This is a genomic window from Lentibacillus saliphilus (assembly GCF_019093865.1).
Taxonomy (GTDB): domain Bacteria; phylum Bacillota; class Bacilli; order Bacillales; family Amphibacillaceae; genus Lentibacillus_B; species Lentibacillus_B saliphilus.
Genome location: NZ_JABJXD010000001.1, coordinates 499,326 through 510,739 on the forward strand (window position 1 = coordinate 499,326; position 11,414 = coordinate 510,739).

At 41.8% G+C, this 11,414-nt stretch carries 11 protein-coding genes; 5 read left to right on the forward strand and 6 right to left on the reverse strand.

Features of this window, described 5'->3' with window-relative positions; translation table 11 throughout:
- Nucleotides 1-137 precede the first annotated feature (137 nt).
- Nucleotides 138-1,658, forward strand: coding sequence for an acetaldehyde dehydrogenase ExaC (exaC, locus tag HPC67_RS02595; RefSeq protein ID WP_217585866.1), 1,521 nt, complete (start codon nucleotides 138-140; stop codon nucleotides 1,656-1,658).
- A gap of 59 nt (nucleotides 1,659-1,717) precedes the next feature.
- Entirely contained in the window at nucleotides 1,718-2,071 is a 354-nt protein-coding gene (locus tag HPC67_RS02600; protein ID WP_217585867.1) for a DUF779 domain-containing protein, read from the forward strand.
- A 76-nt stretch (nucleotides 2,072-2,147) separates the two neighbouring features.
- Here HPC67_RS02600 and HPC67_RS02605 read toward each other — a convergent pair whose 3' ends face one another.
- Nucleotides 2,148-2,741: a sugar O-acetyltransferase gene (locus HPC67_RS02605; protein ID WP_217585868.1), complete on the reverse strand. Its 594-nt coding sequence runs from the start codon at nucleotides 2,739-2,741 to the stop codon at nucleotides 2,148-2,150.
- Nucleotides 2,742-2,927: 186 nt separating this feature from the next.
- On the opposite strand from HPC67_RS02605, the gene HPC67_RS02610 reads away from it, so the two are divergent.
- Nucleotides 2,928-3,188 (forward strand): transcriptional regulator SplA domain-containing protein, encoded by a 261-nt coding sequence (locus HPC67_RS02610; RefSeq protein WP_217585869.1) that lies wholly within the window; start codon nucleotides 2,928-2,930, stop codon nucleotides 3,186-3,188.
- Nucleotides 3,181-4,209, forward strand: a complete 1,029-nt coding sequence (gene splB, locus HPC67_RS02615) for a spore photoproduct lyase (RefSeq protein ID WP_217585870.1) — start codon at nucleotides 3,181-3,183, stop codon at nucleotides 4,207-4,209. The genes HPC67_RS02610 and splB overlap by 8 nt, the downstream gene beginning before the upstream one ends.
- 502 nt (nucleotides 4,210-4,711) lie before the next feature.
- Here splB and HPC67_RS02620 read toward each other — a convergent pair.
- The 4 genes from HPC67_RS02620 to HPC67_RS02635 form a co-directional block, all read right to left on the reverse strand.
- The gene (locus HPC67_RS02620) at nucleotides 4,712-5,173 is read right to left on the reverse strand and encodes a DUF4279 domain-containing protein (RefSeq protein ID WP_217585871.1); all 462 of its coding nucleotides are present in this window, start codon (nucleotides 5,171-5,173) and stop codon (nucleotides 4,712-4,714) included.
- A gap of 50 nt (nucleotides 5,174-5,223) precedes the next feature.
- Complete coding sequence (locus HPC67_RS02625) at nucleotides 5,224-5,760, reverse strand: GNAT family N-acetyltransferase (RefSeq protein WP_217586243.1); 537 nt, start codon at nucleotides 5,758-5,760, stop codon at nucleotides 5,224-5,226.
- A 183-nt stretch (nucleotides 5,761-5,943) separates the two neighbouring features.
- Nucleotides 5,944-6,573 (reverse strand): ribonuclease H1 domain-containing protein, encoded by a 630-nt coding sequence (locus HPC67_RS02630; RefSeq protein ID WP_217585872.1) that lies wholly within the window; start codon nucleotides 6,571-6,573, stop codon nucleotides 5,944-5,946.
- A 175-nt stretch (nucleotides 6,574-6,748) separates the two neighbouring features.
- Nucleotides 6,749-7,453: a hypothetical protein gene (locus HPC67_RS02635; RefSeq protein ID WP_217585873.1), complete on the reverse strand. Its 705-nt coding sequence runs from the start codon at nucleotides 7,451-7,453 to the stop codon at nucleotides 6,749-6,751.
- 172 nt (nucleotides 7,454-7,625) lie between these two features.
- Here HPC67_RS02635 and pepT point away from each other — a divergent pair, with 172 nt between their 5' ends.
- Nucleotides 7,626-8,855 (forward strand): peptidase T, encoded by a 1,230-nt coding sequence (gene pepT, locus HPC67_RS02640; protein ID WP_217585874.1) that lies wholly within the window; start codon nucleotides 7,626-7,628, stop codon nucleotides 8,853-8,855.
- A gap of 310 nt (nucleotides 8,856-9,165) precedes the next feature.
- On the opposite strand, the gene HPC67_RS02645 is transcribed toward pepT, so the two are convergent.
- A complete protein-coding gene (locus HPC67_RS02645) occupies nucleotides 9,166-11,379 on the reverse strand; it encodes a YhgE/Pip domain-containing protein (protein ID WP_217585875.1) in 2,214 nt (737 codons plus the stop codon).
- Between the last annotated feature and the right edge of the window lie 35 nt (nucleotides 11,380-11,414).

Consider the following 11,414-nt stretch of genomic DNA (forward strand, 5'->3'; position numbering starts at 1 on the left):
TATTAAAAGCGACTGTTCCAACAAAAACACCTTTTAACATTCTCATCATATCGATCTCTTCTATTTCAAGGACAAGCATCATAGTTATGTAATAGCTCACTATTTTATAAGAGAGAAGTTATGAGGAGGAATTGAATATGAAGTATGCAAATCCAAACACGGACGGTGCTCTCGTTCATTTTGCTAAGCGGTATGATAATTACATCGGGGGTACGTATCGTCCTCCAGCGAATGGCAAGTACTTTGAGAATGCAAGCCCGGTCACAGGACATGTTTTTTGTGAGATTGCTAGGTCCACCAAAGAGGACGTTGAAGCGGCCATAGATGCAGCCTATGCCGCAAAAGACATGTGGACAAACACATCTGTTACAGAACGCGCTAATATATTAAATAAAATTGCAGACAGAATTGAAGAAAATTTGGAGATGCTTGCTGTTGCGGAAACGTGGGATAACGGAAAAGCCGTTAGAGAAACACTTGCTGCCGATCTCCCTCTTGCCGTCGATCACTTCCGGTATTTCGCTGGGGCAATTCGGGCGCAGGAAGGTGGCATTAGTCAAATTGACCAGGACACGGTCGCTTACCACTTCCATGAACCGCTTGGGGTCGTTGGACAAATTATCCCGTGGAATTTCCCGATTCTAATGGCAACATGGAAGCTCGCTCCAGCTTTAGCTGCGGGTAACTGTGTCGTATTGAAACCAGCCGAGCAAACACCAGCTTCGATTCATGTGCTGCTTGATATCATTAAGGACCTTCTCCCAGCTGGTGTTCTAAACGTGGTCAACGGTTTTGGCGTTGAAGCTGGAAAGCCACTCGCATCGAATCGGCGTATCGCTAAAATTGCCTTCACAGGTGAAACGACGACCGGACGGCTCATTATGCAGTATGCGTCTGAGAATATTATTCCTGTAACGCTCGAACTCGGTGGGAAATCACCTAATATCTTTTTCCCTGATGTGATGGATCAGGAAGATGCTTATTTAGATAAAGCGGTGGAAGGTCTCGTCATGTTTGCACTTAATCAAGGGGAAGTATGTACATGTCCATCACGCGCACTCGTCCATGAATCAATTTATGATGCATTTATCGAGCGGGCGATCGAGCGGGTGAACGCCATTAAGATCGGTCATCCACTCGATACCGATACAATGATGGGTGCACAGGCATCAGAAGAACAATTAGAAAAAATCAAGTCTTATTTGGATATTGGAAAACAAGAAGGTGCAGACGTTCTTGTTGGTGGGAATGTCAATGCACTAGACGGTGATATGACAGACGGTTACTATGTTCAGCCAACGATTTTTCGCGGAAACAACCACATGCGCATATTCCAGGAGGAAATTTTCGGACCAGTACTGGCGGTAACGACATTTAAAGATGACGAAGAAGCGATGGCCATTGCTAATGATACATTGTATGGACTTGGTGCGGGCGTATGGACACGAAACATCAATAAGGCGTACCGATTTGGGCGCGGTATTGAAGCCGGTCGTGTATGGACAAATTGTTATCATCAGTATCCAGCACATGCTGCATTTGGTGGGTATAAAAAGTCTGGCATCGGTCGTGAAAACCACTTGATGATGCTCAATCATTATCAGCAGACGAAAAACCTTTTAGTGAGTTACAGTGAACATGCAGCCGGACTATTTTAAAGGAAATAATGTGTTTCGTTTCGCATATTGTGTAAAAAAGCGTGAAAAGGATGTGACAAATGGTCAAACGTGTAACAGCTACCGATGAGGCGTTGAAGCTGATTAACACCTTAATAGAGACACATGGTCCATTAATGTTCCATCAGTCAGGTGGGTGCTGTGATGGCAGTTCACCTATGTGTTACCCACGAGGGGAATTTCGCGTTGGTGAATCAGACGTCCTGCTTGGTGAGATTGGTGACACCCCTTTTTACATGTCCAAAGACCAATATAACTATTGGAAGCACACCCAGCTCATTATTGATGCGGTTAACGGACGAGGTGGCATGTTCTCACTTGAAGGCCCTGAAGGTAAGCGTTTTTTAACAAGGTCTCGCGTATTTACAGAAGAAGAGCGCGCGCAATTAAGATAATATCTGTCGTCTTTAGTAAAAAACATCTCCCAGAGCGCTGAGGGATGTTTTTTTTTGAACGTGTATCTAAACAGCTTTAAAAAGTAAGGCTACGAAAATACGTCGTCCGATCGTCATCTGTAATATCTCTCATAACACGGCACGGATTCCCAACAGCTACAACATTAGCAGGAATGTCTTTTGTGACAACACTTCCTGCACCGATAACAGTATTGTCGCCAATTGATACACCGGGATTTATAATCGCACCACCACCGATCCAGACATTATCTCCGATAGTGATCGGACATGCATGTTCCCACCCTTCAATTCTTGGTGCAGCATGGATCGGGTGACCGGCCGTAAATAAACACACATTCGGTGCCAACATCACGTTGTTGCCGATTGTAACCGGAGCACAATCTAATATTGTACAATTGTAGTTTGCGTAAAAGTTGTCGCCTACAGATATGTTGTAGCCATAATCGCAGCGAAACGGTGGTTCAATGAAAAAATTGTCTTCAACGTGTCCCAATAAATCTTTCAATACGTCATGACGCTTCGTTAATTCTGTTGGAGGTAAAGCATTCCACGTATAAAGAACTTCCTTAGCATACTGGCGTTCTTGAAACAATTGTTCATCATTTGCTTTATACGGTTTTCCTTGTATCATCTTCTCTTTTTCTGTCATTGGTTGATCTCCTTTATTCATATTAGCCCTTTGGTAAAAAAGATAAGCATGCACGTAATGCTTTTATTTTAACACCCTCCTTCCACATTTTCATGAAAATTAAGACCAAATCGGATTTAGCTTAGCCCGTATATTTTCCAAATGCTTACACATAACTAAGGAAAATATGAGGAGGTTATGGAAAAAATGGATATGAATCAGTCATTTCAGCCTGGAGAAGTCGTCTATATCATTATACGCAATCCGCATGCTCAAGGCGTTGCTCATGTGCAGCAAGCCGCAGTCGTTCAAGATCCCGAGAGTCAAACAGGGCTTTCTTTATTTATGCATGAAACATATTTTCCACTGACGGAGGACTATGCTGTGTATCAAACAGAGGAAGAAGCGGAGCAGGCGTATCAGGCAGCGTTCGGTTCACCCGATGCTGGGGAGACATACTATGGTTAAACCGTTTGTACCACAGCTCGTATATGTCGAGCCTAAAGCAATGGAATATCCACTTGGCAAGCAGCTTGTCAATAAATTTGAAGATATGGGGGTGGAAATTCGGCAAACAACCTCCCACAATCAAATCAGAAATCTTCCCGGCGACAATCACTTTCAAAAATACCGAACGGCTAAATCAACGCTCGTTGTCGGACTTCGTAAGACGTTAAAATTCGACACGTCAAAGCCATCCGCCGAATATGCAATTCCGTTTGCTACCGGATGTATGGGCCATTGTCATTATTGTTATTTGCAAACGACGATGGGCAGTAAACCGTATATCCGGACTTACGTCAACGTCGATGAAATCTTTGATGCAGCTGAAGAATATATGAACGAACGAATGCCTGAATTAACACGATTTGAGGCGTCCTGTACCTCTGACATCGTCGGGATTGATCATCTGACCCATACATTAAAACGGGCAATTGAATATTTCGGTGAATCGGATTTTGGTCAGCTCCGCTTTGTGACGAAATTTGCCCATGTTGATCATTTACTGGACGCCAAGCATAACGGTCGGACACGGTTCCGCTTCAGTGTTAATGATGAATATATCATTAAATACTTTGAACCGGGCACATCCCGATTGCATGAACGGATTGAAGCTGCTGTAAAAGTTGCTGAAGCCGGCTATCCACTCGGTTTTATTGTCGCACCGATTTATATTCATGATGGCTGGCAGGAAGGCTATAAAGAAATGTTTGAAAAGCTAGAAGCCGCACTACCGAAAAAAGCGACGAAGGATTTAACGTTTGAACTTATTCAGCACCGATTCACAAAACCAGCCAAACGCGTCATACAAGAAAATTATCCGATGACGAAGCTCGAGCTTGATGAATCAAAGCGTAAATGGAAGTGGGGCCGCTACGGCATTGGGAAGTATGTATACCAAAATGAGCAACAGGAAGACATTAAAGACACACTTGGGGGCTATATTAACACCTACTTCCCAGACGCTAAAATTGAGTATTTCACTTGAACGCACATAGGGATAAGAAGTCTTGTCCCATGCAAAAATACAACCAGCTCTCTCATAACGAGGAAGCTGGTTGTATTTTTGCGCGGATTTCTTTGCTGAAACTTCAGATGAGTGCGTACCTCTAACGTTTCATCTAGAATCGGGCGCTAATTTAACGAGACCGTTGCTTTTTTAGGTTGATCTTCTCGCGGGTTCGCCGATTCTTTACCCGAACTTGCCGATTCTTAGCCCGGACTTGCCGATTCTTCTCGCGATCGTCGATTCTTTACCCGAGCTCGTCGATTTCTACCCCGGGCTTGCCGAGTCTTAGCCCGAGCTTACCGATTCTTAACGCGGACTCGCCGATTCTTAGCCCGAGCTCGCCGATTCCTAGCCCGAACTTGCCGATTCCTAACCCGGACTCGCCGATTCCTAACCCGAGCTCGCCGATTCTTTTCGCGCTCGTCGATTTTTTCTGCAACAATCAGTCATTAACACCAGTTTAAAACCAACACTCAATTTTCTACTCACCTTCTTCATCAAACGGATACACATACATATCTACATCTATTTCGGTCCCTGTTAAATAGCAAAATTCAACGATTTCTTTATTAAAAGTCAAGATCGGTGTTTCACCGTTATAAATAGTCGGTACAATTATGAGTCCAAAATGCACATCATATAATTTTTTTATTTCATTTAATATGGGTATTTTATGTTTGAGGTTTTTGATTGTATCAAGACATTGGGCTTCTACATCCAATCTATCTTTATTGGATTTTTCTGCGCACCATCCAGACGTTAACCACGACATCCCATTGCTTTTTTTATCTCCGTAATTATTCGTATCAAACGGTTCTATTCCAAGAGCATTCGTAATGTCGTCTGGATTGAAAATGCCACTTTCATATGCTACATAGCCGGTTTTACCTAATTCTGCATGACTTGAAATTGCGAAATACGTGTAACTGCTCGTCTTTTCCATAAGTCACCTCTTCGTAATAATCATTTTAACGCACATACACTTACAAACGATTATAATGATGGATGGATTAAGCCGTAACAGAGGAGGTCCTTGTATTGATTTTCTTTTTTTACGTGGTCGATTAATATACCTTCTTGTGTCATCCCTACTTTTTCTAAGACACGCCCAGATGCCGGGTTGGAATTGAAACAAAATGCATAGACTCTATGGTACTGTTTGTCGCTAAAAGCAAATTGAATGATAGCCTCAACGGCTTCTGTTGCATATCCGTTACCCCAAAACGGTTCACCAATCCAGTATCCCAATTCGCCGTTATTCGAATTCTGCTTATAAGAAAGGCCTATTGTGCCATACAACTGTCCACTTTCCTTATCTGTTATCGCAAACGTATAGGATTTATTTTCGTTAAAGTGATCTTCGTGATGTTCAATCCACGCTAAAGCATCGTCTACTGAATATGGGTACGGTAGATGCAAGGTACTTTTATAAAGATTATAGTTGTTACACAGATGCGCAACAGCCGGGGCATCGGATTGCTGAAATAACCTAAGTGTTAATCTATTCGTTGTGATCGTTTTTTGACACATTAAATCATTATTCACTCCCCCCTGAATAACATTCTCACTTCTTGATTCAGAATGTAAATATAATTATTCGAAAATATATGATACTATTTTTTTAAAAATTTTACAATAATTAATTATATAATCATGACTATTAACACAAAAAAAGTAATCGCCTCTTATAGTGACGATTACTTCTTTTGACAATTAACTTAAGCCCAATGCTTCCCGCGCGAGTTGATCGGCTAGTTCGTTTCCCTCGACGCCTGTATGGCCAGCCACTTTATTAAACGATACGATATCCCGATAATGAGACATAAACGTTTTATAAGCTTGTGTCATACTGTTTTTAGCGCGCCATGAGCCATCTACCCAGCTTGAAATGCCTTGATAATCGTGATGAATCACAATTGACTGCCCGTGTTCTTGGGCCCATTTTGCCGCTCTCATCGCAGCAGCTAGTTCACCAGCTACATTATTCATCGATGCTGCTGCCTCATTATCTCCAATTCCAGCGTCACTATGAATCAGTGTACCGTTTTCGTATACGGCAAATGCCCAACTGTAACGTCCCTTTGAAAAACTACCGTCAACGTATACATCGAGGCCTTCTTGAGTGGGGTTAGCTGTGGTAACATTTATTGGTGCCGACACATCTTCTGTTTTTCCACGCTTGCCCGAACTGGAAATAGTTCCTAAATAGTCATTGGCCTCTTCTTTTGTTGAAAAGCTTTTATACTGAGCGCCTTTAAAGCCCTTCACTTGAGCCTCGCACTCTGCCCATGTTTTGAACACACCTGTTTTTCTTCCTGCACGAACTGCATAAACCTTTGCCATACCTTCACCTCTTACAATCTACTTAATCGCTAATCACGCACTTTAATTCTTAACCGGACAAACGATCATTCACTTTTAACTATCATAATACGTGAGTCCTTTTTTGTACATAATTTATCGAGGTGGGTCTGCCAAGCGTTTGCAGGTGAGATCATCTGATATCCTTACACTGATGCTATTCAACAAATTTACTAATGTCATCTGACAAAATAGCTGTGTCCGAATCATACCCATACCACTCTTCCCCATCATTGAATAAAGTATTGTAATAAGCAATTGGCATACTATGGTAGAAGATAATCTGGTACCTGTCCGGATCACCCTTAGACGTATTAGGTGTATAACGAGATGTTACTTCACCATTAGCAAGAATGTCCACCAAGGCTGAGACGTCCTCTTGATCAGATAACGCATTTAGCAATTGCGGTTCTCTTGCCCCGTCATATATTTCAATTTTGGTCACTGTTGTCATATCTATATTTTTAAAATGTAATGGCACGTCGCGCGATACATAATCTTTATTGAGATAAAGCTTGTAACCATTGATCTTATATGGGTCTTTTACTGCAATGTAACCAGGCATGGCCTTTACGAGATATAAATTTGTACCTTCTTCCAAATAGGCAGCATCTCCATTTTTAATGTCATAGCTGGGATTCGTTATGTTATCGTCTACATTAAACGCGACTTCACCAATCTTTTCACCAATAAATGTTTCGTCCGCAATGACTGCCGAATAGGATGCATGATATTGAATATCGTTTATTTTCACAAAATCAACCCAGTCAATAATGGTATGTCCTTTTTGGGGAAGTGTACCTTCGCAACCAGCGATAAACAATAAAGCAACTAACATAATAACAGTCGACCCCTTATTCATATGATCACTCCAAACCGTCGGATGTAGGATATTAAAATTCCACTTGTTTCCTATAATGATTTGTCGTTAATATTGATAGAAAGTTACGGAAAATATTTATACCTTCTTTCACTTTGATCACGCTCTAATAGGTGTATACTATATATAAACGCATTAAGAAAGGAACTGAATTATGAAACAAGAGTTAATGAACCGCCTAGAAACCTATGTAAAAATCGACACGCAATCTGATGAGAACAGCGACACAACACCTTCAACAGAAAAACAGTGGACACTTGCAAACTTGCTCGTTGACGAATTGAAGTCAATCGGCATGACAGATGTCACCATTGATGACAATGCTTATGTGATGGCGACACTACCAGCCAATACGGATAAAGACATACCGACAATTGGTTTTCTTGCGCACGTCGACACGGCCACTGATTTCACTGGAAAAGATGTTAAACCTCAATTAGTGGAAAACTATGACGGTGAAGCGATCGTCTTGAATGCCGATCTTAACGTCGTGTTATCCCCTGACGACTTCCCGGAACTCGCTCTTTACAAAGGGCATACGTTGATGACAACGAACGGAACAACACTGTTAGGTGCTGATAATAAAGCAGGAATTGCCGAGATCATGACGGCCATGACTTATTTAATTAACAACCCTGACATTCCTCACGGGAAAATCCGTGTCGCCTTTACACCTGATGAAGAAATCGGACGAGGTCCTCACAAGTTTGACGTCGAACGTTTTAATGCGGATTTCGCCTATACCGTAGACGGTGGACCTTTAGGTGAGCTGCAATATGAAAGCTTCAACGCCGCTGCTGCTAAAGTGACGTTTATCGGTAATAATGTCCACCCAGGCACAGCTAAAAATAAAATGGTTAACGCCGGAAAAATGGCAGCAGAATTCATTCGTAAGTTTCCAGCTGAAGAATCACCAGAGCATACAGAGGAATATGAAGGGTTCTATCATTTGCTTTCTATGAATGATGATGTCGAGAAGACAACCGTCTACTATATAATCCGGGACTTTGACCGAGACCAATTTGAAGCCCGTAAAGAAACGGTACGCCGCTTTGTAGAAGAAATCAATTCCGTATATGGTGCAGATCGCGCACAATTAGACATGGCAGACCAATATTACAACATGCGCGAAAAAATTGAACCTGTTATGGACATTGTACATATCGCCCATCAAGCGATGGAAAATCTCAACATTAAGCCACTCATAAAACCTGTCCGAGGTGGTACAGATGGGTCACAGCTTTCATACATGGGCCTTCCAACACCTAACCTCTTTACCGGTGGGGAAAATTATCACGGCAAATATGAATATGTTTCAGTTGATAATATGGAAAAAGCAACCGAGACGATCGTGGAGATATGTAGATTATTTGCTAAGCAATAAAGAATGAGATTTGCAATGACAGTGTTCATAGCAGCACTGTAAAGTAAATGTGACGGCAAGGACTCTCCTCCTGCCGTCGCACACTTTTCCATTTAGAAGAACGGTCTCCATTACAACACTGATGATTACATGTATGAGAGACTAGTCCCAGTTGGAACGTCCCTCACATCAGTAAGACTACCTTTTAATTAAATACTCGTCATTAACGATAACGACCCAATCATTTCACAAAAAAAGATGCACCAAGATCGTGCACCCTCTTTGCTTATTCCTTATATTACATAAACAACACCGCTTCATTCACTTTCGATCAATGAAACACGCCTGCTTGTTGTGACTTCTCGACAAGTTTATCCGTATGTTTGTTAATTGGCTTTTTCAGCCACGTACCTATTACTAAAAACACCAATCCAAACAATATCAAAAACAAGATATCATGAAGGGCTCTTTCCCAAACAACACCGCCTAACGCTTCCCGCATTAAGTCAATTGCATACGTAAAGGGAAGGAATGGACTGATCGCTTGGAAAAACTTTGGTAAGAGTACGACTGGGAAAGTGCCTCCTGCTCCAGCAATTTGCAGAACGAGCATAACGATCGCTACCGCTTTTCCAACATCGCCGAAAATGGTTACAACCGTATAAATGATCGTTATGAACACAAGGCTGATTAATAAGCCGAACAGAAGAAACCACCCCGGCGCAGCAACATCAACACCTAATAGAAACAAGTCGCCCAATACGACAATCGTCGTTTGCATTAAACCGAGCGTTAAAAACGTAAACATTTTACCGAAATATCTTTCCTTGACCGTATAAGCAGATTTGTTATGAACATCTGTTGCTAATAGCGAGATAAGCAGTAATCCACCAACCCAAATTGCAAGAACCGTGTAAAAAGGCGTCATCCCTGAACCGTAATTGGCAATTGGAAACAGCTCATTTTTATTCAACTGAACAGGCTCTTCGAAAAATCCACGCTCCGCTTCTGGATCATTGCGTAATAAGTCAATGATCTCATTTAAATCCGTTTCACCTTGAATCGCACGAATACGATCGGCCAGTTCATTAATTTTTTCATTCACATACGGGTATTGGCTTTCGATTCCTTCAAGCATGTTTTCCCCATCAGATAATGTCGCTTCTGCCTTATTCAAAACAGCTACGATTCCTGGAATCGTTGTTTGAATGTCTGACAAAATATCTCGACCCGTAGTTAGTGTCGTTTTGGCTGATTGAAGCTTTGCATGCACAACAGGCGCAATCGTTTCTTGATATTCTGTTAAAAATGCCCCGACACGTTCATCGACATTGGCCGATAACGTCTGCAAATGGTTAATACGTTCATTGATCTCAGTTTGTTTATCATCAATAAACTGGTCTAAATCCGCTGCGTTTGCTTGAATATCGGTTAAAGTTCGCTTTAAATTGGCCGTTTCTTCTGCGGCTTGGTCGATGATAATCTGAGCGTCGTCCTTAGGAGCATTCGGTTCCTGAGGGACTTCGTTTTGATCAGATTCATTCTCACCCTTATTATTTAAGTCGCTTAATTTTTCTAGTGCGTGTTCAACATCATTCAGGTATTGAATCGCTTCCGTTAAATTCGCATCGAGTTGTCCTTTTAAAGCGTCTCCTTGACCTAAATCGACTTCGGCATCATTGAGTTCATTCAAAAATGTATGAATGTCCTGTGCGACAGTTTGGGCCTTTTTCAAATCCGCTTCAATCTGTGGGGCAAGCTCATCAAGCTTTTCCTCTGCCTTCGTAAGCATAGCTGTTGTATCATTAATTGTTTTCAATCCATCCTCGGTTGCTCGTTCGGCTTCGGGTATTTTCATTTGCACACTATTAATGATATCTAGTGCTGAGTGTGATTCATCAAGTGCACCGTTAATCAGCTTGTAAACGTTCGGGAGTTCTTCTTCCATTGTAAACACGTACTGTTCAAATGTCTTTATATCAGGCAATTGTTGTTCCAGTTCTATCCCGAGCTCATTAAACAGTTCAAAAATAACCCCATTAACAGTCGAAATGAATTGACTGCTAAGCTCTTCAACGATCACACTAGCGCCTTTATCCGTTATTTTCGGCGCAATTGCATTGATTTTTTCATTAACATAGTATTCCATTGTAGACTTCTCAGGCGAACCACTGACGACTGTTGCCAGCTTTTCCGAAAAATTGTCTGGAATGACGATCACTGCATAATAATCACCATACTCCAGCTTGTCCATCGCCTGACTTCGATCGGTGAACTGCCAGTTGAGTGCTTCATTTTCTTTCAGCGTTTCAATCAGCCGCTCTCCTGCGTTAATCTCTTCACCTTGAACGGTTGTGCCTATATCTTCATTGACGATACCGACAGGAATTTGATCGGTTTGACCGTATGGATCCCATGATGCTTCTATATTAAACCAAGCATACAATGACGGGAGTAAGATTAAGCCGCCTATAATAATGCATGCTACCCAGTTCGTCGTAATGTTTTTGACATCGTTGCGATAAATCTTCCAGCTTTGTTTCATGTTGTACCTTCTTTCACTTAAATCATGTTACTACA

Excerpts from the sequence above, each read along its gene's own strand:
- exaC (WP_217585866.1), top strand. The coding sequence starts at position 138 with ATGAAGTATGCAAATCCAAACACGGACGGTGCTCTCGTTCATTTTGCT.
- HPC67_RS02600 (WP_217585867.1), top strand. The coding sequence starts at position 1,718 with ATGGTCAAACGTGTAACAGCTACCGATGAGGCGTTGAAGCTGATTAAC.
- HPC67_RS02605 (WP_217585868.1), bottom strand. The coding sequence starts at position 2,741 with ATGACAGAAAAAGAGAAGATGATACAAGGAAAACCGTATAAAGCAAAT.
- HPC67_RS02610 (WP_217585869.1), top strand. The coding sequence starts at position 2,928 with ATGGATATGAATCAGTCATTTCAGCCTGGAGAAGTCGTCTATATCATT.
- splB (WP_217585870.1), top strand. The coding sequence starts at position 3,181 with ATGGTTAAACCGTTTGTACCACAGCTCGTATATGTCGAGCCTAAAGCA.
- HPC67_RS02620 (WP_217585871.1), bottom strand. The coding sequence starts at position 5,173 with ATGGAAAAGACGAGCAGTTACACGTATTTCGCAATTTCAAGTCATGCA.
- HPC67_RS02625 (WP_217586243.1), bottom strand. The coding sequence starts at position 5,760 with ATGTGTCAAAAAACGATCACAACGAATAGATTAACACTTAGGTTATTT.
- HPC67_RS02630 (WP_217585872.1), bottom strand. The coding sequence starts at position 6,573 with ATGGCAAAGGTTTATGCAGTTCGTGCAGGAAGAAAAACAGGTGTGTTC.
- HPC67_RS02635 (WP_217585873.1), bottom strand. The coding sequence starts at position 7,453 with ATGAATAAGGGGTCGACTGTTATTATGTTAGTTGCTTTATTGTTTATC.
- pepT (WP_217585874.1), top strand. The coding sequence starts at position 7,626 with ATGAAACAAGAGTTAATGAACCGCCTAGAAACCTATGTAAAAATCGAC.
- HPC67_RS02645 (WP_217585875.1), bottom strand. The coding sequence starts at position 11,379 with ATGAAACAAAGCTGGAAGATTTATCGCAACGATGTCAAAAACATTACG.